Annotated in this window: 19 protein-coding genes and 1 tRNA gene; 11 read left to right on the forward strand and 9 right to left on the reverse strand. The window is 69.3% G+C overall.

Translation table 11 applies throughout. From position 1 onward, the window contains the following. Positions 1-269 precede the first annotated feature (269 nt). Genes ABD810_RS28325 through ABD810_RS28335 form a run of 3 tightly spaced genes read left to right on the forward strand, consistent with a single transcriptional unit; the run spans position 270 to position 5,139 of the window. The gene (locus ABD810_RS28325) at positions 270-2,102 is read left to right on the forward strand and encodes a glycoside hydrolase family 3 protein (RefSeq protein ID WP_344947028.1); all 1,833 of its coding nucleotides are present in this window, start codon (positions 270-272) and stop codon (positions 2,100-2,102) included. Positions 2,103-2,128: 26 nt separating this feature from the next. Continuing rightward, the gene (locus ABD810_RS28330; RefSeq protein WP_344947031.1) at positions 2,129-3,412 is read left to right on the forward strand and encodes an exo-beta-N-acetylmuramidase NamZ family protein; all 1,284 of its coding nucleotides are present in this window, start codon (positions 2,129-2,131) and stop codon (positions 3,410-3,412) included. Between the two features lie 2 nt (positions 3,413-3,414). After that, positions 3,415-5,139, forward strand: a complete 1,725-nt coding sequence (locus ABD810_RS28335; RefSeq protein WP_344947034.1) for a serine hydrolase domain-containing protein — start codon at positions 3,415-3,417, stop codon at positions 5,137-5,139. A gap of 21 nt (positions 5,140-5,160) precedes the next feature. Here the strand turns inward: ABD810_RS28335 and ABD810_RS28340 are convergent, their stop codons facing one another. After that, positions 5,161-5,868, reverse strand: coding sequence for a helix-turn-helix transcriptional regulator (locus ABD810_RS28340; RefSeq protein WP_344947037.1), 708 nt, complete (start codon positions 5,866-5,868; stop codon positions 5,161-5,163). A 111-nt stretch (positions 5,869-5,979) separates the two neighbouring features. Between ABD810_RS28340 and ABD810_RS28345 the strand changes: the two genes are divergently transcribed. The 4 genes from ABD810_RS28345 (at position 5,980) to ABD810_RS28360 (ending at position 8,497) form a co-directional block, all read left to right on the forward strand. Then, a complete protein-coding gene (locus tag ABD810_RS28345) occupies positions 5,980-6,429 on the forward strand; it encodes a hypothetical protein (RefSeq protein ID WP_344947040.1) in 450 nt (149 codons plus the stop codon). 23 nt (positions 6,430-6,452) lie between these two features. Beyond that, the gene (gene folE, locus ABD810_RS28350) at positions 6,453-7,094 is read left to right on the forward strand and encodes a GTP cyclohydrolase I FolE (protein ID WP_344947042.1); all 642 of its coding nucleotides are present in this window, start codon (positions 6,453-6,455) and stop codon (positions 7,092-7,094) included. Between the two features lie 250 nt (positions 7,095-7,344). Further along, a complete protein-coding gene (locus ABD810_RS28355) occupies positions 7,345-7,776 on the forward strand; it encodes a hypothetical protein (RefSeq protein ID WP_344947044.1) in 432 nt (143 codons plus the stop codon). A 214-nt stretch (positions 7,777-7,990) separates the two neighbouring features. Then, complete coding sequence (locus tag ABD810_RS28360) at positions 7,991-8,497, forward strand: hypothetical protein (protein ID WP_344947046.1); 507 nt, start codon at positions 7,991-7,993, stop codon at positions 8,495-8,497. 490 nt (positions 8,498-8,987) lie between these two features. On the opposite strand, the gene ABD810_RS28365 is transcribed toward ABD810_RS28360, so the two are convergent. After that, positions 8,988-9,062, reverse strand: a tRNA-Arg gene (locus ABD810_RS28365). Positions 9,063-9,523: 461 nt separating this feature from the next. After that, a complete protein-coding gene (locus tag ABD810_RS28370; protein WP_344947841.1) occupies positions 9,524-11,149 on the reverse strand; it encodes a C40 family peptidase in 1,626 nt (541 codons plus the stop codon). 523 nt (positions 11,150-11,672) lie between these two features. Between ABD810_RS28370 and ABD810_RS28375 the strand changes: the two genes are divergently transcribed. Further along, the gene (locus tag ABD810_RS28375; protein WP_344947049.1) at positions 11,673-12,095 is read left to right on the forward strand and encodes a response regulator transcription factor; all 423 of its coding nucleotides are present in this window, start codon (positions 11,673-11,675) and stop codon (positions 12,093-12,095) included. 270 nt (positions 12,096-12,365) lie between these two features. Here the strand turns inward: ABD810_RS28375 and ABD810_RS28380 are convergent, their stop codons facing one another. Next, positions 12,366-15,395, reverse strand: a complete 3,030-nt coding sequence (locus ABD810_RS28380; protein ID WP_344947052.1) for a helix-turn-helix transcriptional regulator — start codon at positions 15,393-15,395, stop codon at positions 12,366-12,368. Between the two features lie 283 nt (positions 15,396-15,678). Between ABD810_RS28380 and ABD810_RS28385 the strand changes: the two genes are divergently transcribed. Next, positions 15,679-16,305, forward strand: coding sequence for a LysE family translocator (locus tag ABD810_RS28385; RefSeq protein WP_344947055.1), 627 nt, complete (start codon positions 15,679-15,681; stop codon positions 16,303-16,305). Here the strand turns inward: ABD810_RS28385 and ABD810_RS41135 are convergent. From ABD810_RS41135 to ABD810_RS28400, 4 genes are all read right to left on the reverse strand, one after another. Beyond that, the gene (locus tag ABD810_RS41135) at positions 16,204-16,923 is read right to left on the reverse strand and encodes an alpha/beta fold hydrolase (protein ID WP_425566967.1); all 720 of its coding nucleotides are present in this window, start codon (positions 16,921-16,923) and stop codon (positions 16,204-16,206) included. The genes ABD810_RS28385 and ABD810_RS41135 overlap by 102 nt on opposite strands. Before the next feature lie 50 nt (positions 16,924-16,973). Beyond that, entirely contained in the window at positions 16,974-17,516 is a 543-nt protein-coding gene (locus tag ABD810_RS28390; RefSeq protein WP_344947058.1) for a YbhB/YbcL family Raf kinase inhibitor-like protein, read from the reverse strand. 199 nt (positions 17,517-17,715) lie between these two features. Continuing rightward, complete coding sequence (locus ABD810_RS28395; protein WP_344947060.1) at positions 17,716-19,146, reverse strand: glycoside hydrolase family 16 protein; 1,431 nt, start codon at positions 19,144-19,146, stop codon at positions 17,716-17,718. Positions 19,147-19,179: 33 nt separating this feature from the next. Continuing rightward, positions 19,180-21,990, reverse strand: a complete 2,811-nt coding sequence (locus ABD810_RS28400; RefSeq protein ID WP_344947062.1) for a glycosyl hydrolase — start codon at positions 21,988-21,990, stop codon at positions 19,180-19,182. 487 nt (positions 21,991-22,477) lie between these two features. On the opposite strand from ABD810_RS28400, the gene ABD810_RS28405 reads away from it, so the two are divergent. Then, positions 22,478-22,774, forward strand: a complete 297-nt coding sequence (locus tag ABD810_RS28405; protein WP_344947065.1) for a family 1 glycosylhydrolase — start codon at positions 22,478-22,480, stop codon at positions 22,772-22,774. 65 nt (positions 22,775-22,839) lie between these two features. Next, positions 22,840-23,835, forward strand: a complete 996-nt coding sequence (locus ABD810_RS28410) for a LacI family DNA-binding transcriptional regulator (protein WP_344947068.1) — start codon at positions 22,840-22,842, stop codon at positions 23,833-23,835. Between the two features lie 121 nt (positions 23,836-23,956). Here ABD810_RS28410 and ABD810_RS28415 read toward each other — a convergent pair whose 3' ends face one another. Further along, positions 23,957-25,174, reverse strand: a complete 1,218-nt coding sequence (locus ABD810_RS28415) for a hypothetical protein (protein WP_344947071.1) — start codon at positions 25,172-25,174, stop codon at positions 23,957-23,959. Positions 25,175-25,210 lie beyond the last annotated feature (36 nt).

Genomic DNA, 25,210 nt, shown 5'->3' on the forward strand with positions numbered 1-25,210 from the left:
TCGGGTGCCGGCCGCGGGTGAGCGACCGTTCCGCACGGCACCTGGCCGCACTGCCGTTCCTTCGTGAGCATCTGGAGCCGGCGAACGACGCGGGATGACCTGTCGGCCGTGAACGCCTGGATCCGCCCGGCAAGGCGCCCGGGCCGATACCCCGTTATATGGACAAACCCCGCGTCCAGAAAGCGTTGACCATCAAGTCGGATGAAAGTAACTTCCAAGCATCGCTACCTTGCATGGCATTTACCTACATGCGAGGGCTTGGAGGACAGATGCGTTACCGGCGGTTACTGGCTCTGGCGGCTGCGGTGGTTCTCGGGGCGGTGGCGGCGCCGGTCGTGCACGCCGACGCCGGGAAGGACTCCTGGATCCTCGGCAAGATCGCGAGCATGAGCCTTGAGGAGAAGGTCGGGCAGCTGTTCGTGGCGGACGTCTACGGGGAGAGCGGGGACACGGCCAACCCTGCCGACGTGGCGGCGAACCAGGCGATGTACGGGCCGGACATCCGGAACGGCGACGCCCTCATCGCCAAGTACAAGCTCGGCGCGGTCCTCTACTTCCGGTGGGCGAACAACCTGAACGACCCCGTCAAGACGGCGGGGCTCTCCAACGACCTGCAGCGGGCGGCGCTGGCGCAGCCGGCGAAGATCCCGCTGCTGATCGCCACCGACCAGGAGCACGGCGCCGTCTACCGGCTGGACGAGCCGTTCACCGCGTTCCCCGGGCAGATGGCGCTCGGGGCGACCCGCAGCGCGGGTGAGGCGCTCACCACGGGGCTGGTCACCGGCCGGGAGCTGAGCGCGCTCGGCATCAACCAGGACTACGCGCCGGTCGCCGACGTCAACATCAACCCGGGCAACCCGGTGATCGGCGTCCGCTCGTTCGGGGAGAACACCAAGCTCGTGTCGGACCTGACGCGAGCCTCGGTCCGCGGCCTGCAACTGGGCGGCGTCTCGGCGAGCCTCAAGCACTTCCCGGGCCACGGCGACACCGTCACCGACAGCCACACCGGAGTGCCGTGGATCTTCCACACGAAGGAGCAGTGGGAGCAGGTCGACGCCCCGCCGTTCCGGGCCGGCATCGCCGCGGGCGCCGACATGGTCATGACGGCGCACGTCATCATGCCTCACCTGCAGAGCGACTGCGACGTGGCCACCCAGCAGGGCTGCGACCCCGCGACGCTCGACCCGGAGATCATGACCGGACTGCTCCGCGGCGAGCTCGGCTACGACGGGGTCGTGGTCACCGACTCGCTGTCCATGCAGGGCGTACGCGACAAGTACGGCGACGAGCGCATCCCGGTGCTCGCGCTCAAGGCCGGGGTCGACCTGCTCATGATCGTCGACGACACCGCGAGCACGATCTCCCTCGACGTCGCCTACAACGCCGTGCTGAACGCCGTCCGCTCGGGCGAGCTGACCGAGGAGCGCATCGACGAGTCCGTCTACCGGGTCCTACGCTTGAAGAAGCAACGCGGCTTCTTCACAAGTGATCAGCAGGTCGACGAGGGCAAGGTGGCCGGCCGCCTCGGCTCCCCCGCACACAAGGTGCTCGCTCGCGTGGTCGCCGACCACAGCGTGACGCTGGTGCGGAACAACGCCAAGGTGCTGCCGCTGAAGAAGACCGGGCAGCGGGTGCTGGTGACCGGCTACCGCAACGTCACGCCGCCGTCCATCAAGATCCCGCCGACCGAGCGGCTGGCCAAGGCGATCGGCGATCTCGGGGTCACCACCGAGTTGTTCGAGACGGGGACGGCCCCCAGCGAGGCCACCGTCACAGCGGCGGCGGCCAAGGCCGGCTCCAGCGACCTCGTCGTGGTCACCACGGTGAACTCCAAGAGCTCGGCGTCCCAGCGCAACCTCGTCAACGCGTTGCTCGCCACCGGCAAGCCCGTCGTCATCGTCGCCGCCCGGAACCCGTACGACATCGCGGACTTCCCCAACGCTCCGACGTACCTCGCGACGTACTCGTGGGAGAAGCCGGCGATGGAGGCCACCGCACGGGTGCTGTTCGGCCGGACCAGCCCCAGGGGCAAGCTGCCGGTGACGATCCCGGCCGCGGACGGCACCGTCCTCTACCCCTACGGACACGGCCTGCGCTACTGACCCTCCCCAGAACGGAGCACCAGCTGATGGGCCACCTCTTCTCCCGGCGGGCCCTGCTGTCCACCGCGGCCGTCGCCACGGCCGGGACGAGCATGGGCATTCCTCCACTGGGCCACGATCCTCGGCCCCGCAGATTCCAGACCGGCGTCCAGGTCCTGATGGCCGACGACTACAAGCTCGTGCGGGGCCAGAAGACCGGCATCGTGACCAATCCCACCGGCATCCTGCCGGACCTCGGCCACGAGGTGGACGTGATGGCCGCCGACGACCGGATCGATCTGGTCGCGGTGTTCGGCCCCGAGCACGGGTTCCGCGGCGCGGCGCAGGCCGGCGGCTCCGAAGGCTTCTACGTGGACGAGCAGACCGGGCTGCCGGTCTACGACACCTACCTCAAGACCGGCCAGGCGCTGGCCGACATCTTCACGAGGTCGGGCGTGGACACGATCATGTTCGACATCCAGGACGTGGGCGCCCGCTTCTACACCTACATCTGGACGCTGTTCGACTCCATGCAGGCCGCGGCGCTGGCCGGCAAGCGGTTCGTCGTCCTTGACCGGCCCAACCCGATCACCGGCCGCCGGGCCTACGGGCCCGTCATGACGCCGCAGTTCTCCACGTTCATCGGCCGACGGGAGATCTCCCAGGCGCACGGCATGACCGTCGGCGAGCTGGCGAAGCTGTTCGACGCCGAGTTCCTGGACCAGCCGGTCGATCTCACTGTCGTGCAGATGCGCGGCTGGAAGCGGGACCTGGAGTACGAGGACACCGGCCTGCCCTGGGTCCTGCCGTCGCCGAACATGCCGACCGTGGACACCGCGTTCGCCTACCCGGGCACCTGCATGTTCGAGGGCACCAACCTGTCGGAGGGACGCGGCACGACCCGGCCCTTCGAGCTCATCGGCGCCCCGTACGTCGACCACCGGTGGGCGGACGCGCTCAACGCGCTGCGCCTGCCCGGCGCGGGGTTCCGGCTGGCCTACTTCACGCCCACGTTCGCCAAGCACGTGAACACGCTGTGCGGCGGGGTGCAGCTGTACGTCACAGACCGGGGGCCATTCGACCCGGTCAAGACGGGCATCGCGATGCTCGTCACAGCGAAGCGGCTCTACCCGGACGACTTCGCCTGGCGATACGACACCTCCGACCCGGCCCGGCCGTACTGGATCGACAAGCTGACCGGCTCGACCCAGGTCAGGACCGACATCGACGCGGGGAAGAACCCGGACGAGGTCGAGGCCGGCTGGGCCGGCGCGCTAAAAGCGTTCGCCGCGATGCGCGCGAAATACCTGATCTACCGCGGAGGGAACTAGTGGTGCGAGCACTGCCCGTCCTCCTGGTCGCAGCGGCGCTCACCGTGGCGACCCCCCTGACCGCGCAGGCGGCCGTCGAGGGCCCGCCGACCGTCACCGCCGACGACGTGCGCTTCGCCAACAAGGCGCTGCGGTACGGCGACGCAGGCATGGCGGGCCTGGTCGCCGAGCACGTGGACCGGATCGCGCCCGACGCCGCGATGTTCATGGAGCCGTCGCCGACGCGGCCGCTCTACGCGGGCGCGGTCGTGATCGCGGGCCGGGACGGCGTGATCGCGACCCACGAGGCGATGGGCAAGGCGGTGCGCTACTCCGACTCCCAGCCCACCGAACTGCCGCCGGACCAGCAGATCCCGATGCGCAAGGACACGATCTTCGACATGGCGTCGGTGTCCAAGCTGTTCACCTCGATCGTGGCCGTGCGGCAGATCGAGCAGGGCCGGATCGGGCTCGACACCCCGGTGACCGCGTACATCCCGGAGTTCGCGGCGAACGGCAAGGATGGAATCACGGTCCGGAACCTGCTCACCCACACATCGGGGCTGCCTGCGTGGATACCGCTGTACAACCAACCGACCATTGAGGAACGGTACGCCGCGGCCTGGAACGTCGCGCCGACGAACCCGCCGGACACCGTCTACCGCTACTCCGACCTCAACCTGATCACGCTCGGGGTGATCGTGGAGCGGGTCACCGGCAAGCGGCTCGACGCGGTCGTCGCGGAGAACCTGACCGGGCCGCTCGGGATGCGCGACACCGGCTACAACCCCGACCCGGCGCTCAAACCGCGGATCGCCGCCACCGAGTACCAGACCACGACGGAGCCCGACCGCGGCATGGTCTGGGGCCAGGTGCACGACGAGAACGCCTGGTCGCTCGGCGGGGTCGCGGGCCACGCCGGGATCTTCTCCACGGCGTACGACATGGCGCTCCTGGCCCAGACGCTGCTCAACGGCGGTCGCTACGGCCAGGCGCGCATCCTGTCGAAGGACTCGGTGCGGCTGCTGCTGACGAACTTCAACACCGCCTTCCCCGGCAACTCGCACGGCCTCGGCTTCGACCTCGACCAGAAGTGGTACATGGACGGGCTCTCCTCACCGGTGACCGGCGGGCACACCGGCTACACCGGGACGTCCTTCGTCATCGACCCGTTGTCCGGCTCGTTCCTGATCCTGCTGACCAACCGGGTGCACCCCAGCCGGGACTGGGGCTCCAACAACCCGGCTCGCCGGGCGGTCGCCCGCGACCTGGCGCTGGCCATTCCAGTACGGCCGGCCCAGGGGCGGGACGCGTGGTTCTCCGGAGTCGGGGACGCCCGGACGGTGACGCTCACGCTGCCGGTCGGCGCACCGCGGGGCGCGCAGTTGTCCTTCGCCCTGTGGTACGACACGGAGGCGGACGCCGACACGGGGTCCCTCGAGGCGAGCGCCGACGGCGGGGCCACCTGGAGCCCGGTGCCGATGGAGCTGAGCGCCGGACGGCACCGCTGGTCGTCGGACGGCACGTTCTCGGGTTTCGAGGGCCGCCAGTGGCTGCGCGCGGAGGCCCGCCTCCCGGCCGGGACCACCGGGCTGCGGTGGCGCTACGTGAACGACGCGCTCTACCAGGGCCGCGGCGTGTACGTGGACAAGGTACGGATCAGCGGGCCGGGGGTCCACTTCACCGACCACAACCCCGGCGACGCGGCCCTGTTCCTCCCCGACGGCTGGACCCGATCCACCCATTGACGGTCATGGATGCCGCCTGTCTCAGCGTCCGGCGGGGTGCTCACCGTCGGACGTGCCGAGGGTGACGCAGCACCGGCCGGGGCCGGGGTCGAGGCGCGCGCACACCCCCTCGTGGCCGATGGCGTCGAGGAGCCCGTCGATGAGGTCGAGATTCAGGCCACAGACCAGTTCGGTGTAGTTCTCGGCGAGGCGGTGGAAAGGGCAGTTGGCCAGGATGAGCCCGTCCGCGGCGGCGCGTGGCTCGTAGCCGTTGCAGGCCAGAACGTGGCTCACCGCCTCGAGCGGGGCGGTGAGCCCAGCCGGTTCGGCGGTCTCCCCCAGTCGGCGGCCGGTGGCTCTGGCCACCTTCCGCAGCGCGTCGCCTACCGGTACGGCGTCGCGCATGGCGATGGTGATCGCTTCGCCCATGACGTGGCCGGCGAGGTCGTAATGGCGTTCGGGAAGGGTCACCGAGATGTCCCGGGTGGCACGCCGGTAGAGCTTCGCCGGGCGCCCGGCGCCCGGACCCGTCCGGCCGGGTGGCCGGCTGTACTCCACCTCCAGCAGCCCATCGGTGACCAGCTTGTCGAGATTGAACTTGGCGACGTGGTGCGCCACGCCGACGCCGGCGGCGGCCTGCTCGCGGCCGACCGGTCGATCCTGGGCGACGACGTAGCGGTACAGGTTCCGGCGCACCGGCTCGCCGAGCGCCGCGACGCTGACTATGTCGCCGTCGAGCTCCTCGAACATCGCTCACCTCCGGAGTCCCTCATCCTCCTTCACTCTAACGGACAGATGTGTTGACGAATTGAACTTCTCCGTTCTAACGTCAAGTCAAGTATCCGATAGAAGGAGCCGACGATGGCCGGTACCGCCGAACACAGACATCCCGCAGCCGCTTCCGTGTCCCACCGCTTGACGACAGACCCGGTATTCCAGGCGTTCTGGCTCTTGCGCATCGGCTTCACCGTCGCGCCCGTCCTGTTCGGCCTGGACAAGTTCGCCGGACTGCTCACCGACTGGGACCGCTACCTCGCCCCGGCGTTCGACCGGCTGGCGCCCGGCACGGCCCACCAGGCGATGCTGGCCGTCGGCGTCATCGAGGTCGTCGCCGGTCTCACCGTCGCCGCGCTGCCCCGCTTCGGCGGTTACCTCGTCGCCGCGTGGCTCGGCGGGATCATCATCAACCTGCTCGTTCTCGGGGACTTCTACGACGTGGCCCTGCGCGACCTCGGGCTGCTGCTCGGCGCACTCACCCTCGCTCGTCTCGCCGCGGCGGTGCGCCACCAGCCGGCGCTTCCTGGCAACTGACCTACGACATCGAAGGAGATCACGTGACGAGCACCACCTGGATCGACGAGATAGATCCCAATCGGGCCCTTCGGTCACCGTCGCATCCAGGCCTCGTCCGCGACGGCGTCCCGGTCGACCTGGACGCGGCCGCGGACGCCGTGCGCTCCCTGCTCGTGGCCCTCGGGCAGGACGTGCACTCGGTTCATCTACAGGACACGCCGCGCCGAGTCGCCGCCGCGTACGCCGAACTGCTCACCTCCGAGCCGTTCACACTGACGACGTTCCCGAACGACGGGCGGTACGACGAACTCGTGCTGGTCCGAGAGATCCCGTTCCGGTCACTGTGCGAACACCACCTGCTTCCCTTCCACGGCGTCGCGCACATCGGATACCTGCCGGACGAACGCATCGTCGGGCTGTCGAAGCTGGCCAGAGTCGCCGAGCACTTCGCTCGCGGCCTGCAGGTGCAGGAGCGACTCACGCAGCAGATCGCGAACTGCCTCCAGGAGAACTTACGGGCCAAAGGCGTGGCCGTCGTGCTGGAGGCCGAACACCTCTGCATGTCACTGCGAGGCGTCCGCGCCCACGGCGCACACACGGTCACCTCGACGCTACTCGGACTACACCGCGAACACCCGGCGACCCGGCAGGAGTTCTTCACCCTGGCACGCGTCCGGCACTAGCTTCAGACCGGCTCACCTCCGTCGAACCGACGGCCGACGTGAACCTCCACGCGTCACCCGAATTCGTGGAGCTCGCGATGAAATACGGCCTCACCTACGGCGACCCAACCTGGCTCGCCGACATCGTGACACGCTACAACCTGACACCACCAACCCACTAGCACCGCGCCGGCCGATCCTCTCATTCGTCAAGGTGGCTTGACGTCAAGGTGGCTTGACGTCAAGGTGGCTTGACGAAATACTCGGGAGCATGCTCACTCCTGAGGATCTTGAACGCCAGGTCACACTGCTGACCGCGGTCGCGCGGTATGACGCGCTGCGCACCCGCGATGCCCTGGCTTCGCCGGACGATGACGCCGATAGCGGATCACTCGCCGATGACGACATGACGCCTCTGACGTGCCAGGAGGCCCTGGAACTGCTGGCGCTGAGTGAGGTGATCGCGCGCAAGGCGATCCACGGGCGTCAGCTCACCGTGCGGTCGGCCCGTACAGCCGGCGCCTCGTGGTCGCAGATCGGCGCCGCGCTGGGGACCACCAAGCAGGCGGCTTGGGAGGCGCACAATCGGTGGATCGACGAACAGGCCCGGCACCGTGACGGCGGGCACTGGGGCTGGGACGACGACGAGGCGGCGGCCGCGCGCGCTCTGTCGGGCCGACCCGAAGACGAGGCCGCCGGGTGAACGGGCCACCAGGGCAAGTGCGGCCCTTCACCGTGCGCGTCCCGCAGCGGGATCTGGACGACCTGGCCGCTCCGGTTTGTCCTGCCGTCGGCGCCCACGTGGGGCAGGGGTGCGGGTGTCCCCGCCGCAAAGAGGTCTCAAGGTCCTTGCAAGCGACCCTGGCTACAACTGAATAGTGACCGAAGAGCCCACCACCCATCAGGACGGTAACGCCATGAAGCTAATCCCGGGCATTCACGCCGGACGAAGGATCGCCTCGGCCGCCGCACTGCTGTCCCTGGCCATCGTGGGCGCGGCCCCGGCGGCCGGTGCCGAGTCGGCCAACCTCGCCCGGTACATCTCCGGCACGCTCGTGATCGAGACCAACGACTACGAACCCGGTTTCTGGGCCGACGACGAACACTGCCGCCAGACGATCCGGCTGTCGCGACCCGTCACCGGGACCGTGAGCTACCGCCCCAATGCCAAGTGCGGCGGTGAGATCCGCACCGAGGTCTTCGCCACCCACAAGCTCGTGTCCAACGGCAACATCCTCACCACCGGACGCGTCGACTTCTACGAAGGCGCCACATCCAACACCAATGAGCTCTCCCACAGCGTGGCCTACCAGTTCTACCTCTGGGCCGGCCAGTCGACCCAGTACAAGATCAAGGTCTGGAACTTCAGGGAGGGCCAGCCACGTGACTGGGCACTCGTCACCTACAACGTCAGCAACGCCTGACGACCCGGCGGCATCCGGCCCCTCAGGTCAGAGATGGCAGGCGCCGGCCGCCACCCCGTGGACGGCCCTCCTCACCACTGTCAACACCGGCACCTGGGCCCGTGAACTCCTGCGAGCCTCGCCGTGAGGGGCAGGGCTCCTGGTCAGATGCTGGTGGAGCGGTCGTGGTCTCGGGCTCGCACGGCCGTTGGCTCCAGGTGATGGGCTCACCGCAGGATGCATGAGCGCGTCCCACGTAGTGCCAGTTTCCCAGCCAACCCAAAGTCTCTATCGATCGCCGACGCGGAGTCGGCGCTTAAGTTAAGGCAGACGATTCACCGCCGATCTCGACCCTACTGACGATTGCTGCCTGCGTGCCGCCTGCGTGCCGCCCTTGTGCTGTCCGCAGAGCCCGTCACGAAGTGTCGAACACCGTCGTAGGACGGCAAGATCGCGGCAACCGTAGACATGAAGAAGACCGGCTCACAGAGCATGTGAGCCGGTCTTGATCTGGTGCCCCCTGCAAGATTCGAACTTGCGCTCCCGGCTCCGGAGGCCGGTGCTCTATCCCCTGAGCTAAGGGGGCCCACCGAGTGGTAAGGCTACCAGCATCTGGGGACCTTCGGTTACTCAGATAGCCACCGGACGATCATTCCCCACCGAACGTACTTACCAGCCAACCCCAAGACGCCCCGCCCACCCTCACCTCGAACGCACCTACCAGCCTCGCCGAGACACCCGCCCGCCCTCACCTCCAACACATCCTCCTGCCCTCACACTTCGCCGCGTCCGCCCGACCGCACCTCGGACGCATCCGCCCACCCCTGCCTCCGACGCGTTCGCCCGCCCGCAGCCGGGGCACAACCACCCAAAGCTCAACCACACGCACCGCCGGGCGCTGGTGGCGGTAGCTGGGGACTCCGATACCCCGTCGGTCACGCAAAATGGGCCTGGGCACCGGTCCGTGGTCCGGTCCGGTCCGGTCCGGCTTTACCCCTCACCACAATCGGGAGGGGTAAAGCGTCTCCGGATCGGGTTGGACTGGGCCTACTTGGCCGGTCGGATTGCCCCTCGGTAGCGAGCCCGGTAGTAAGCGGAGTGCGCGAAGTCGACTTTACGGACTACGTCGCCGGTCTTGGGGGCGTGCACCATCACGCCATTCTTGAGGTATATGCCGACGTGGGTTGGGTCGCCGCTGCCGCCGCCGAAGAAGAGAAGGTCGCCGGCGCGGAGCTGGGAGAAGGGAATCTTCGTACCCTTGGTGAACTGGCTGCCGGTGTAGTGGGGAAGAGACACCCCGGCCCGTGCCCAGGCATAGAGGGCGAGGCCGGAGCAGTCGAATCCCCCACGAGTCGCCCCCGTCCCGGAACCTCCACCCCAGACGTACGGCGTACCGATCTGTCGAACCGCAGCCGTCGCCGCGATAGTCCCGGATATCGCCTGACGGGCGTGTGATCTGGTCCGAGTGGTCGTGCGGTGTTCGCTAGTGGCCGGAGGACGGTGCTTGCTGGTGGCCGGACGACGATGCTCGCTCGTAGCCGGAGGGCGGTGCTCGGGCATGGTGAGAGCTGCCGGTTGGTGGATCCTGATGATGGGCTTCTCCTCCGAAAGATCATCCGTGTCGTCTATGTCCAGGTCATGGACGGGCCATCTCCACATGCGGGCACCTGGTGAGCCATGCGGGTCGATCTGGCGGTGAGATGGCCAATCTGAGGGCCCAGGCGGTTGCACGGGCGCCGGAGGCGGCGACCCAGACCCTTGGAAAGGATGAGGACTGGACTCCGAAGAGCGGTGAGGACTGCCCATGGAAGCCTTACGGGATCCATCTCGAGGCGCGGCGCGATGAGCAGCCACACCTCCAGCATGCTGATCAACTGCGTGCTCGCGTCCCTCAGAAGCGTCGTGGGGACTGCCCTTGGATGCGTGGCGGGAGCTCTCTTGCGAAGCGTGGCGACGGCCGACCGAGGAGGCCTGGCGAGAACCGCTCTGCGAAGTATGGCTAGGGCCAGCCTTCAAAGCATGGTGTGAGCTGCCGTCAGAAGTTTGGCGGGGGTCGTCTTGCGAAGCGTGGCGAGGGCCGACCGAGTGGTTCTGGGGAGGACCGCTCTGCGAAGGGAGGATGGGGCTGTCCTCCGAAGGGTGGTCAGGGTTGGCCATGGAAGTGACACCCGCGCCGTCTTGGAGTGTGGTGGATGATCCTTGCTCGGGAAGGGCGGTCGTGGTTGTGGTTGCGTCGTCGTCCTGGCAGATGGTGACGATGGGGTTGCCTAGGGACCTTTGTAGCCATGCCGAGGTGACGTCGGGCCGAAGTGCCCGGATGGCGTCTTGCCAGTGTGCGGGCACCTTGTCAGGCAGCTCCGCGGGGACGGCGCTGAGCCACCTTCTCAGAGCGGCATCGGACCATCGAGGTACGACGGCGTCGAACCATGACGTGGGAGCGGTGTCGGACCAGAGCGCCGGGGCCGGATCCAACGGCTGCGGGACGGGGTCCCACCATGGCGCCGAGGGAGCGCGGTGCCATCGGGTCGGGGTAAGACTTCGCAGGGCCCCATGGGTCTCGAGGCCTGTCAGCCAGCGGACCTGTGCGCACCGGTTGGCCGGCAGGCGTTGCACGCCTTCGCTGGGACCTCCGGAAAGCGCCGCGCCCGTGACAAGGACGGTGGTGACGAGCATCGTGATCACGGATGCCCTCCTTGGGCTCGATGAGTAATCGAGGCCCCAGGATCAGTTGAGCGGCCTGGTCACCGTCCGGCCGAATCAGGCTCTGTGCATAATCCGAAAATGTGGATAACTAAGTTGGACGAGTAACTGCCGTCTGATCTGCGGTTATGGATACGCCTGACTAGGTGAGAGGTGCGCGGCTGTGGATAACCCAGGTACTGGAAGCACGGGTGCGTAGGGTGCGGTCGTGACGGAGACGGAAGCCACGGGTTATGACTGTCTTTCATCTCTCCTGGTTTCAGAGATCGCGCTGCAGCCGTTTCTGTTGGACTGTTTTGAGATCGCCGAAGGTGAGTTGTTCGTTGGCCATGCCGAACAGAACGGCTGGCGCAATGTCAGCGGGAGGACCGCCCTACGGGGTCCAGTGGGTGCGGTCGGATAGGTGGAGTTGAGGTCCGCGAGGCCGGCGGCATGGGTGAGGAGGGGCACCGTATGTATCCGAGCGCGGCGAACTTCCGTGAAAACCTCGCGGGACATGCTCTCAGGAGTTAGCCTCGCGGCCGTGGAAGACGTTCTGGGACGCGTGCTGGTTGTGGACGACGACGAGGTTATTCGGCAGCTCATCGCCGTCAATCTCAGCCTGGAGGGGTTCCAGGTCGAGACGGCGACCGACGGGCAGGATTGCCTCGATCGGGTGGGGTCCGTCCAACCTGACGTGATCACGCTGGACGTGATGATGCCGCGCCTGGACGGCTGGATGACGGCGACCAGGCTTCGTGGCGACGAGAGCACCAATCACATCAAGATCATGATGATCACAGCCCGGGCCCAGGAAGACGACAAGAAGAGGGGTCTGGCGATCGGTGTCGACGCCTACCTGACCAAGCCCTTCGATCCTGCCGAGCTGATCCAGGTCGTACGGGATCTCGCCCTCGCCGCTCGCTCCACCAGCGCCTGACCAGCAACCGGCTTCCACCACCGACATAAGCCGCCGACCCTCCTTGACCAGGTCCGGCTTCCCGAAAAGATCAACGGTCGACCACCGCACAACGGCGCCGACATCACCGTCCCACAACTCACCGCATCGGCGCCGGATCCAAACACCACGGTGCCGAGGCAACGACGGCGGCCCGGCCACAGCATGCGGAAACCAAACGTCCGGGGTTGGCGATTTCGGCGGGGTGGGTAGAAGGCGAGTCGTTAGGAGGCTGCCCGTTGAAGGGAGGCCTTAGGAGCCTGGTCGTTCGGAGGCGAGGCCTTCTTGGTGGGCGTAGGCGGCCGCTTGGGTGCGGGAGGAGACGCCTAGTTTGGCCAGGATGTTGGAGACGTGGACGCTCACGGTCTTCTGGGCGATGAACAGTCGTTCGGCGATCTCGCGGTTGGAGAGGCCGGTGGCCACCAGGGCCAGGACCTCCTGCTCGCGGTTGGTCAGCGTGGCGAGCGCGCTTTCATCGGGCGATGACGCGAAGGAATCGGCCGGTGAAGATGAGGCTGACGAGGACTTGGCCGACGAGGGTGAGGTCGACGAGGGTGACGGAGGTGGGGAGAAGCGGGCTCGGCGGCCAAGCTCGGCGAGGGCGCGGCGGAGAGGCGCGGCGCCCAGGGCCTCAGCCGTGACCACGGCCTGCTCCCACTCCTTCAGTGCCTCCTCGCGGCTCCCTGAAGCCAGCAATGCCTCGGCGAGGCGCCAGCGCGACCGCGCCACCTCGTAGACGAACCCGAAGTCGAACGCGTCGACGACCGCTCTCCAGGTCGCAGGGGTGGCGGTGCCCTGGACGCGGTGCCACTCGGCCTCGGCCCTGGCCAGCCAGGCCTTCCCCTCGGGGCCCAGATCACCTCGGGGGGCCGAGCCCGGCCCGGTCGTGGCCGCGACGCGAGCCCGGCGCAGCAGGTCGTCCGCCTGAGCGGGGCGGCTCTCCCCCAGCTCGGCCAGTGCCCACAGCCCGGTGGCGGCGATGCGGATCACCGCGGCTTCGGAGGGCCCCAGGACCTCCAGGACCGCCTCGATGTGCTGCACGGCGGAGCGAACGTCGCCGTTCCAGAGCGCATGCTCGGCGGCGAGCCCGCGCACGACGTAGACCACGAACCCGTCGTGCCAGAAGTGCTTCAGCCACGCCATGCGTTCTTCGACGGTGGCATCACCGCTCGCCACCTCGACGAAGAGCGCGTACCCGGACAGGACCGCCTCGGGAAGCCTGCTCACCCGTACCGCGAACTCGGCCGCCACCGCGCTCGCCTGCTCCCACTCTCCGGCCACGTAATGGATGAGCAGACGGAGGAACCGCAGGTCGGTGCCGTAGGTGCTCCACGAGAGCCCGGTTTCGTGCGCCAGCTTCACTCCGCGATCGGCAATGTCCGCGGCGGCGGCCAGGTCGCCGTGCTCGTAGTGCACCCGGGCGTGATGGAAGATGGCCCGCAGGTCGATGGACAGATCGCCGCTGCTGATGCCACTGGCCAGGGCGAGCAACTCCTTAGCCTGCCCGACCTCACCGTCGATGTCGGCCACCGTGGCCAAGGTGATCAACGCACTGGACTCGGCATCGGGAACACCCGCCGCCCGTGCGACCTGCAGCGCCCGACCGGCCAGCTCTTTGACCTCGTCGTGCCGGTAAGACCAGAGGAGAGCCCGGGCGTACGTCGCCAACGCCCGCGCGAGGATACGACCGGCGTCGTGGTCGCCATGCGTGGCGAGGTCACGATCGGCGTGATCGCGGGCGGAAGCCGCGCCCACCGACCGCTCGGAAGCCAGGCCCACCGACCGCTGGGAAGCCAGGTGGACGGCGGTTTTGGCGGCCTCGATGGCTCCCGCTTCGTCGTCGGCGTCGATGAGGTAGTAGGCGAGCCGCTCCCAGATCCCCGCTGTCGGCTCCTCTGTCGTCAACAGCTCACGCACCTGGTGGACCGCGCGGTGTGTGTCGCCGCTCTCGTGGGCCGCGGCTGCGGACAGCACCGCCAGCCGCACCCGATCGATGCCGGCGACCCGCTCGGCGTCGGGAACGCGATGCCACAGAGCCAGGGCCTGGTCGTAGTGGCCATGCGCCTCTACCGGCGCGCCCATGGTCTCGGCGCGCCGCCCTGCTTCCACGGACGCGGCCAGCGCGCCGGGAAGGTCGTGGCCGGCAAGGTGGTGATAGGCGAGCTCGGCGGGAGAGCCACCGAGCAGCCGGGCGAACTGACCATGCAGCCGGGTGCGCTCACCGGGAAGCAGATCGGTGTACACGGCCTCCTGGAGAAGCGCGTGCCGGAAGGCGTAGCCGTAGTCTCCGTCGGGCAGCAGCAGCCCGCGCGACACGATCTCGCGCATGGTCTCTTCCAGCTCGCCGTCCTCAAGGCCGGAGACCTTGCTCAGCAGGTCGTGGTCCATCCGCCGGCCGGCGACCGCCGCCGCGCGCAGCAGCTGCTGCGCGGGGTCGGAAAGCCTCTCGACCCTCGCCAGAAGCAGGCTGGCCAGACCGTACGGAAGGCCCTCGGCGGCCAGGAGCTCCTCGGCGTAGAACGGATTGCCCTCGGCACGCTCGATGATGTCGCCGATCATCTTGGCATCGGCCCCGCCGAGCGCCACGAGATAGTCGGACATCTCATCGGTGCCGAGCGGATCGAGCCGAACCGCCGTCACCGAGGGAAGCCGCTGGAGCTCGGCGAGAAGCGGTCTCAGCGGGTGGCGCCGGTGCAGGTCATCGGTGCGGTAGGTGCCGACGAGGCACACCCGCTCGCGCTGGAGCATGCGGCTGAGGAACACCAGCAGGTCGCGAGTGGCGGTGTCGGCCCAGTGCAGGTCTTCCAGGACGAACAGGACCGGCCTGGTCTCCGACAGCTCAGCCAGGAAGCCAAGGGTCGAGCCGAACAGCTGCTGCTGGGTGAGACCGGAACCGGACTCAGGCCCGGAACCCACCGACGAGCCGGGCACCAGCCGAAGAAGCATGGGCCAGGCCTGGATCGCCTCGACGAGATCGGGACCGGCGCTGGGGTCGTCACCCACGACGCGAAGCGCGTCGGCCAGCGGAAGGTAGGGCAACGAGTCGCCCAGCTCGGCGCACTGCCCGATGAGCACGGCGAAGCCTTGGGCGCGTGCCCGGCTCACCAGCTCGGTGACGAGGCGGGTCTTGCCGATGCCGGCATCACCGCCGATGACCGCCGCGCCCGCCTGCCCCGCGGCCGCGGCATCGAGCACGCCGACGAGACGGTCGAGCTCGCTCGCCCGCCCGATCAGCGCGTTGTTCTGCCGCCACACCACGTTGGGGAGTATTTCACGCGCCAACGACAGATCAGCGCCCCCATGAGAAGCGCGTTCCGGCCGAGCACGAAGGCACGATCCGGCTCTGCGCACCCGCTCGCCCCCAGCCGAACCCCAGTAAACGCATCCCGGACGCAGGGACGACCACCGATGAAGATCGTCGGTACGAGCTGGCACGAATGCACAAGGTGAGCCGACGGTACGGATCACTCGAAGGATGTGAATGCCGGGTTGATGGCTTGATTGTTGGATTGGATATGAAAAGTGGCTCTCTTTTCTGGGGGTGGGGGGTTCTAGGGTCGGGGCCATGATCTCCCCTTCGACCTTGCTGATCTTCTCGTTGGCCGCTCTCGCGCTGGTGGTCGTTCCTGGCCCCAACAACCTGTACATCACCGCCCGAGGCATCGCCCAGGGCCGGTCGGCCGCGATCGCGTCGGCGGTGGGGGTGGAGACGGGGACGCTGGTGCACATCGCCGCCGCGGCGGCCGGGCTGTCGTACCTGATCGCCAGATCGGCGGCCGCGTTCGCCGTGGTCAAGTGGGCGGGTGCCGCCTACCTCGTCTATCTGGGCATCCGTACGCTGACCGCCAAGCCCCAGACGACGGCACAGGCCGCGACCGGGCAGCCGCTCCACCGGGTCTTCCTCGAAGGCGTGGTGGTCAACGTGCTGAACCCGAAGGTCATCCTCTTCTTCCTCGCGTTCCTCCCCCAGTTCGTCGATCCGGCGGCGGGGTCGCCCGCGCTGCAGATAGTGGTGCTGGGCGTGACGCTGCTACTCCTCGGTCTGCTCAGTGACATGGTGTACGCCATCGGCGCCGGCACGCTGAGCCGGTTACTGCGCGGAAGGCAGAAGCCGTTGAAGTACTTCAGCGGATGCGTCTACCTGGGGCTGGGGGTGGCCACCGCGCTGGCGGGCAGCGGCCGTTCCCGCTGATCGGCGAGGCGGGTGAGGCCATCCAGGCCGTCCAGGGAGGCGAGGTCCTCGATGAGGCGGGCGACGCGCATGGGTTCGGCGAGCACGGTCAGGTGGCCCCGCCGAGGGACGCAGATGAACCGGCCGTTCCGGCAGGCGCGCAGGAATTCGCGTTCGTGACAGCGGAAGGGGGTCGCGGGAGCCGTTCACGAGCCATACGCGCCCTGGGTAGGCGGCCAGGTCGGCCAGCGGGTTCCGGGCGGCCACCGCCTCGACCACCGAGGGCATGATCTGGCAGGTGAGAGCCCCTGCGATGACCGCTTCCCCGGGCGCTCCAGGTAGTGCCCGCCGGAAGCCGTACGCGCTGACGCGGTCGGCGAGATCGGGGTAACGGGCGGCGAGCGAGGCCGCGAGCCGGTAGATGGAGGCGTTCAGCAGGGTGAGCCTGGCCATGCAGCCCATGGCGGCCAGGCCCGCGACCTTGACGGGGAAGCGAGCGGCGGTGGCGATGCCCACGTATCCGCCGAGCGACAGGCCCACGAGCAACGCCCGGCCGCCGAGCCTGTCGATGGCGGTTGCAAACGCGTCCGTGGCGGAGTCCGTGGTGAACGGTGGCGGAGTCCATGGTGAACGGCTCACCGCGCCGGTCCCATGACCCGGAAAGGGCGTGAAAGACCAGGCGTCCGCCGCTACGACGGACGGACGGCGGTCCAGGTGGCGATCGTCGTGGCCGAGGTGATGGCCGTGTCCTTGAGGTGCTGGTGGACGGCGCCGGCGTCGCCCGCGGGGGTGATGGGGTCGCGCAGCGCGTACAGGATGAAGTGGTAGTGGTGCGTGCCGCCGGGCGGGCACGGGCCGGCGTAGGCGGGCTTGCCGTCGCTGCCCGGCATCACCTTGCCCACCGGGTCTCCCTCGCTCACGCTGGTCTCAGAGGCGGGGATGCCGGTGACGATCCAGTGGATGTACGACCCGCCGGGCGCGTCAGGATCGTCCACCACGATCGCCAGTTCGCGGGCCGACTCGGGAACGTCGCTCCACGCCAGCGGAGGGGAGATGTCCTGCCCTCCCTGGGCGGAGCAGACGTACTTCTCGGGTATCGCGGCGCCCTCGGCGAACGCCGGACTGCTGACTTTCAGGCCGGCCGCCGGTGAGGCACTTCCGGCCGAGCATCCCGCCAGGGCGGCCACCAGGGCGAGCCCCCCGCACACCACACCGAGCTTGTCGATCTTCACTTGTCCAGCTTAACCAGGCGCCCAGGCGAGAGCCGGTGAATCCGCCCCGGCCCGCCGGACGAGGCCCGCGCCTGGTCAGAGGGCGCGGGCCGTACGCCCGGCGGAGCCCGCGCCCGGTCAGAGGGCGCGGGCCGTACGCCGCGCGGAGAGCAGGCCGTACGCCGTGCGGAGAGCAGGCCGTACTCCGGGCGGAGAGGTGTCAGTTGCCGAAGGTGAACCAGTTGAGGTTGACGAAGTCTGCGGGTTGGCCGCTGCTGAAGGTGATGTAGACGGTGTGGGTGCCGGTGACCCCGGCGATGTTGGCCGGTATGGTGCGCCAGCTCTGCCAGCCGCCCGTGTTGCCGACGGCGAAGTCACCGATGGGCGCCGCGCTGGGGCTGTCCAGACGCACCTGGACGAGGCCGCTGACGCCGCCCGCCGCTCCGGAGGCGACGCGCGCCTTGAACTGTGTGGCCGCGGAGGTTCCGAAGTTCACCCTGTCGTAGCGGAGCCAGTCGCCGTTGCCGATCTGGGAGACGTTCTGCCCGCCTCCGCTGTCGGAGGTGGTCTCCACCCCGGTGCCCGACTGGGCGGAGTTGCTCTCGGCCTGGATGGTGGACCGCGCGTCGAACCCGCCACCGGGCGGAGGCGAGGTGGTGGGAGTCGGCGTGGTCGGCGGGTTGGTCGTGCCGGTGCCGCTCTGCCAGACGGCGACGTAGTCGACGACCATGGGACGTCCCGACACGGTGGCCGCGGTCGGTGTCGATCCTCCGAGCGCGTTGGGGAAGGCCCCGCCCATGGCGACGTTGAGCAGGATGAAGTAGCCGGCGTGGCTGGTCATGTTGGCCCAGGTGCCGGCGTCGAGCTGGCTCTGGCTCACGCTGTGGAACTGCTGCCCGTCGACGTACCACCGGAGCTGGTTGGGCGTGACGGCGGTGTCCCATTCGAAGCGGTAAGTGTGGAAGGCGGACTGGCAGGTGGATCCGGGGCAGGGGCGGTTGGCGCCGAGGCCGCTGGTCTCGTTGCAGGGGCCGCCGGGGTTGACCCCGCAGTGCAGCACGCCCCACACCGCGTTGATCCCGTTGACGTTCTCCATGATGTCGAACTCGCCGGTGGCGGGCCAGTTCCAGTAGTTGCCGCGGTACGGAGCGCCCAGCGCCCAGAACGCCGGCCAGTAGCCGAGGGCGGCGTTGCCGGTGACGTTGGGCATCTGGATGCGGCCTTCGATGCGCAGGACGCGACCGGCCGCGGGCTTGAAGTCGGCGCGGCGGGTCTCGATGCGGGCGGACGTCCAGTTCTGGCCGCTGCCGATGGGGGTGATGCGCAGGTTGCCGGAGCCGTCCAGGCTGAGGTTGGAAGGGCTGGAGGTGTAGTTCTGGATCTCACCGGTGCCCCAGTTGCCCGGTCCGCCCGGATATCCGTGGCCGGTGTCGATGATCCAGTTCGCGGACGACGGAAGGGATCCGGAGGCGCCGTTGAAGTCGTCGCTCCACACCAGGCTCCAGCCGCTCGGCGTGGGGGGTACGGCCGCGCCGGCGGGCCCGCCGGCGACGGCCATCACGATCACCGGAAGCATCGCCGCGCCGATGGCGGTCAGCAGGGCGCGAAGCCGCGGGCGGCCCCGCGCCGGTGGGTTGGTGGACGTGCCCATTGATGATCCTCATCTCTCGGAGGGCCGTTGGACTCAGCTGAAGGGGATGGTGACCACGGAACGGTTGCCGATCCCGAGCGAGGTGGGATTCGTGCCGATGGCGCTCCACACCTCGACCCGCACGCGGCCGTTGGTGAGGTTGCCGAGCGTGCCCGACGAGGACGTCAGGCCCGCCGCCTGGGTGTAGTGCTCCCAGCCGGCGACCGGGTCCGTGGCGAAGTACCTGTAGGTCTCGACGCGGTCGAAGGTGCCGTCGCCCGTCAGGTCGTACGAGACGCGGGCCTGGACGCCGTTGCCCACCGAGGTTCCCGCGTCGAGGAACAGGTCGAACGCGGTGGCGGCACCGGTGTGGGCCATGGTGAGGCCGGTCGAGGTGTAGACGAGCGGGTTGTACGGCGTGCCGTCGTGGTTGGTGCCCCCGGCCGAGGAGACCGCGTCCGAACCCGCCGCGCCGCCGGTGGCGGCCATCCCCCCGCCGGTCAGGAGGTACCGCGTCGGCGAACCAGGCGTCGGTGTGGGCGTCGGTGTCGGCGTCGGTGTCGGCGTGGGCGTGGGCGTGGGTGTCGGCGTGGTGCCCGCGCTGGTCGCGGTGGAGCCGGCCGGCACCGCCAGTCGCCTGCCGTCGGAGAAGGTGACGGTCCGAGCGGCCGTCCCGAAGTTGTGCGCGACGTAGGTCCGCGTGCCGTTCAGGCTGAAGACCGCCGCCGTCGGGGTGTCGGCGGTCACCGCCGCGTCCACCGTGCCGAGCCTGGCCAGGTTGTAGATCCAGTGGTAGGCGTGCGCCTTGGAGTCACCGGACTCGGGACCGTAGGAGCTCCATCCCGCGTCCCAGTTGGCCTTGGCCGCCGCCGGATCGCCCAGGGACCGGTACTGCCAGATCACGTCGCGCCACTCCACCGCCGGCCCGCCGTTGTTGGCCTCCATCTCGGCGAGCCCGGCCCTGACCTCGCTCTGGTAGAGGCCGTGGTAGAGCGACCCGCCGGTGATGGGCAGGTAGTTGATCCCGTGGATCTCCTCGGGGTTGCCGGTCCACCAGGTGGAGTAGGCGGCGCCGTCGCCCCAGACCATCCCCGCGGTGTCGTGGCCGAAGCCTGCCGGGAAGACCGCGTTGTCCACGTCGAACCAGTACTGGGCGATGGTGGCGGCCTGGGTGGTGTAGAGGTAGACGCCGAGGTCGCGCAGGGCGGTGTCTCCGGTGGCGGCGCCCAGCAGCAGGGCTCCGGCCGCGAAGTTCATGCCCTCCGACGAGGACTCCTCGTTGTTGCCCGCGGCGAAGCCCTGGTGACCCGAGGCCCAGCCGTTGCCCGCGTAGGCGTCGAAGTTGCGCAGGAAGGGGAACCGTGTGTCGCTGCGGTCCCAGTTGTTGGCGTCCCTGGCCAGGAGCTTGGCCATGCCGCCCCACTGCCCGTCGGCCGCCCATGCCCGGTCGTACCGCGCCACCGTGGCGGCGGCCATCAGGTAGTAGCCGTAGTGGAAGTGGTGGTCGTTGACCTCGGTGTCGCTGCCGTACGAGGCGGGGTAGCCGGTGAGGATGCCCCACACGCCGTCGTAGCGGAACTGCTCGCCGCCGGCGGTGAACCAGCTCTGCAGCTCGGTCTTGAGCAGGCCGAGCAGCCTGTCGCGGGAGGCGATGTCGCCGAGTTGCTCGGCGATCGGGACGAGCTGCGCCAGCCGCCCGAGTGCCTTCCCGGACCAGTAGGTGTCCCCGGCGCCCTTCCACGGGTCGGCGGCGTTCGCCTCCTGCCTCACGAAGTCGCCGAGCCGGGCCCGGTCGTAGGCGCCGAGGTCCGGCAACGACGGCAGGACGCCGTGGAAGGTCTGCCGGGTGCTGAACGACGCGCCCTCACGCAGCTTCATCGTGCCGCGCGGCGACACGTAGGTGTAGGTGGTGAGCGGGTCGGTGGTCGCGAGCCACTGGTGCCGGTAGAGCGCCTGGAGGGTCCCGGTCTCTGTGCCTTCCTTGGCGGTGGTGGTCGCCGTGTAGGTGGTGGTCAGCCGGGCGCTCGCCTCGTCGTACGCCCAGCTCACCCTGGTGCCGGTGACGAAGGAGAAGGCGTACTTGGCGAACAGGTCGAGGGCTCCGCGGGCCGGCAGGGCCGCGACGGAGTAGTAGTTCCTGCCGCCGAGGGGGACGGTCGCGGTCGTTCCCGTGACGGTCCAGTCGGTGCCGGTGGGGGCGAAGAGGGCGTAGTCGTGCCCGTTGACCGTGGCTCCCAGCACGTTGCCGCGGTCGGCCCAGATGGTGGGCGTGGCGACGAAGCCGACCTGCGCGTTGCCGCCCGAGGGCGTGGCGTAGACGAACGGGAGGCCGTGGCCGATGGTGGCGCGCAGGGTGCGGGTGCCGTCCGACCAGTAGGGGGTGACGGTCCAGTCGGACCAGCCGTCGACCTGCGTGCTCGGCGCGTTGAGCCCGGTCACGCCCAGGGTGAGGTCACGGGCGTGGGACTGGTTGTACTGCGTGGCGGAGATGGCAGGCGCGGTCGGGTAGCTGACCTCCAGGCCGCCGGCGACGGCGTGGAAGGCCAGCGGATGGGCGTACATGTTCTCGGAGTACGGGTTGCCCGCGTACCGCTGGAAGGCCAGCGATGACCACCAGTCGTTGGTGGGGACCTTGGCGGTGACCGCAGAGGTGATCTTGGGGCTCACCGGCGCGCCGGCGCTGTTGGTGGGGCCGAGCGCCCCGGCGGGCAGGTCGGTCGTGTAGCCGCCCGCCCCCACGGTGACGATGGCGGCGTTCGCGGGGGCGGCGGGCGCCGTGGCGAGCAGTCCGGCGAGCAAGGCGGCGACGGCGAGGCCGGTGAGCCGTCTCCTGAAGGAGGGATTCGAAGCTGGGGCACAGGTCATGCGGCGTGACTTTCGTCGTGGGGGGTGAACCGGCCCGCCTCAACGAGGCAGTGGCCGGCGACGACTCCGTACCGCGGGCCCGACGGCCGTTCGATGCCCGCACAGCGCTGGGAACCAGATGTTCGCGTCGACGTAACGTGCTTGTAACGCTCTCAGCGCCGCTGACGCTAGATGGGCTGACAACTGGTGTCAACAGGAAGAAAAAGTTTCTCGAAGATCGTGAGAGCGCTCTCCACTATTTGCGTGTGACGGACACGGGGACGCACCGCCTCCCCGGCCCCTCCGCCAGGCACGACACGGGCACGAACGGGCCGGTAGGCGCTCTGGCAGGCATCCGGCGGACCGGTTACCGAAGGGCTTCATCATCGGGACGCCTCTGGACGCCGACCGGCCATGGCCCCACCACGAGCCGAGAACGCTCTCTCTGAAAGATCCCTAACCGGCCTCTACCGGGCACGCCTTTCCCGCCCGCGAGTTCAGCGTCCTCATGATCGTCACTGCCCTGCTCGCCGTGGCGACGGCCTTCGGCGGCTCCCGCACGTACCGGAGCCGGCCGGGAGCCTCACAGAGGCGGATGATCGGAGAGGGTCGGTCCAGAAATGACGGGCACCCGCGGGCCGCCCACACGGCGATCTCCGACGGGGCCGATCTTCGGGCGAATCTCGTATGGTCTCTACCGGACGACTTCGAGTGGCACGATGGGTACCGCCGGAGGTCCGGAATCGTGCACGTCGACTTCCAGACCCGGCACCGGCTTCCCGGCGACAGCGGGCTGTGGTACTGAGACGTCGTCCGGGGAGAATGACCTCACCCGACGACCTCCAACTTGAGGAAGACAAGGCTCTGCGAATGAAACGACCCACCCTGGAGGCCGTCGCCGCGCGCGCGGGCGTCTCCCGGGCCACTGTCTCGCGGGTCGTCAACGGCCAGGCGACGGTCACCCCGGAGATCAGGGACACGGTGCTGCGGGCCGTCAGCGAGCTCGGGTACGTCCCCAACTCGGCCGCCCGCAGCCTGGTCACCCAGCGCACCGACTCCATAGCGCTGGTGATCTCCGAGCCGGCGACGAGGGTGTTCTCCGACGACCGGCTGTTCTCGATGGTGATCCGCACGGTGAGCAGCGAGCTGGAGGCCGCCGACAAGCAGATCGTGCTGATGCTGGCCAGCTCGCCGCGGAGCCACGCTCGTGTGGAGCGTTACATCTCCGGCGGGCACGTCGACGGGGTCCTGCTGCTGTCCATGCACGGCGCCGACCCCCTGCCGGCCGCCCTCACCCGCATGGGCGTGCCGGTCGTGTCCTACGGAAGGCCGGCGGTGGCGGTCGAGATGCCGTACGTCGACAACGACAACGTGGGCGGGGCCGCGGCGGCCGTGCGGCACCTGCTCGACACCGGCAGGCGGCGCATCGCCACCATCGCGGGGCCGCAGGACATGATCGGCGGTCAGGACCGGCTCACCGGCTATCGGGACGCCCTGCGCGGTTCCGACCGCCGGTCGATCGTCGCCGTCGGCGACTTCACCCGCGCCTCCGGCGTCGCCGCGATGCGGCAGCTCCTGGAGGACGACCCCTCGCTCGACGCCGTGTTCGCGGCCAACGACGCCATGGCGATCGGCGCGCTGCAGGTGTTGCGGCAGGCCGGACGCAGGGTGCCCGACGACGTGGCCCTGGTGGGCTTCGACGACATCGAGTCGGCCCGCTACACCGATCCGCCGCTCACCACCGTGCGCCATCCGATCCCCGAGCAGGCGACCGCGATGGTGCGGCTGCTGCTCACCCCGCCGAAGGACCGCCCGAGCGAGCACGTCATCCTGCCCAGCGAGCTGGTCATCCGCGAGTCCGCCTGACGAGGGCTCACGCCCTCTGGCGGAGGCACACGTCCCTCTGACCGAGGCGCACGACCCTCTGACCGAGGCTCACGCCTTCACGCCGAGCGGACGCTTCACGCCTTCACGCCGAGCGGACGCTTCACCCCTTCACGCCGAGCGCGCCCGGGATGCGGTTCAGCACGCTGTACGGCACGAGCCCGTAGGCGTGGAAGTCGACGGCGTCACCACCGGCCGCCCTGACCGCGCGCACCTTCGCGGCCAGCCGGTCCTCGGAGTCGGTGTCGGGCAGGCCGGGTCGGAGGACCACCCGCAGCTCGCGGTCGTTGCCGACGGAACGGCGGTAGGCGCCCACGTCGTCGGCCACCCGCGCGGCGTCCCTCGCGTAGGCGAGGACGCCGAAGGACGGCACGAGGTCGCCCAGCGCGACCAGGTCGACGCCGAACTGCCAGGCGTCGTGCGCCGCGAGGCCCGCCGGGGGAAGCCCGTCGGCGTACCCCTTCTGGTGGCCCGTGCCGTCGAGGAAGGTGAGTTTGGAGCCCTCGGCGGCCACCGCGGACGACACCTCGCTGACCAGCGACGTCACCGTCTCCGAACGGGCGCGCGCGTACGCCACCACCTCCGGGCCGGCGTATGCGGTCAGCGCGGCCCGTGTCACCTCGCCCTGCGCGGGCGGGTCGCCGTCGAGCACCCCGCCGACGATGCGGGCGCACTCCTCGCGCGCCACGTCGGCCCTGACCCCGAGGTCGGCCGCTCGCCGCATGCACCACGAGCAGAAGCACAGCGCGAACAGGAACTCGTCCATCGGGCCTAGCGGGACGAAGCACCTCTCCTGCTGGTATCCCTGGGCGAACCCCCCGAAGTGCAGCGACTCCGCGACCACGCTGGCAACCCCGTGCCGGGCCACCGACCGGGCCAGCGCGACGGCGTAGAGGCGGACGTCGGGGTGGGCGGGGCACAGGGCCGCGGGGAAGCCGCGCCCGCCGAAGCAGTCGTGCACGGTCACGTCCGGGTTGGCCAGGCCGAGCGTGATGTTGCGCAGGAACACCGTCCAGCCGTGCAGGGCCATCCCCCGGTCGGCCGCGGCCTCGCGCAGCGCGGCGAGCGGCTCCCCCTCGGCTCCGGGCTGCGCCGGCGGGGCCAGGCGCAGGTTCCCGAACAGATCGGCGGGCGGTGTGAAGTGGACGCCGTCGAAGCGGATGGTCACCCGCGAGGCGCCGTGCGGGGTGACGTCGCGGGCTCCGTGTCCGGCGGCCGCGACCGTCACCTCGCGCACGCCGTAGCCGGCGATCCGGTCGAGGACCTGGCCGATGCCCTCGTCTCGCACGTCCTCGACATAGACGTAAACCGAACCGTCCAACGCAGCCGTGCCTTTCAAGGAGCCCGCTGTGAATGA

Origin of the sequence: Sphaerisporangium flaviroseum, from assembly GCF_039537005.1 — a bacterium.
Classification (GTDB): domain Bacteria; phylum Actinomycetota; class Actinomycetes; order Streptosporangiales; family Streptosporangiaceae; genus Sphaerisporangium; species Sphaerisporangium flaviroseum.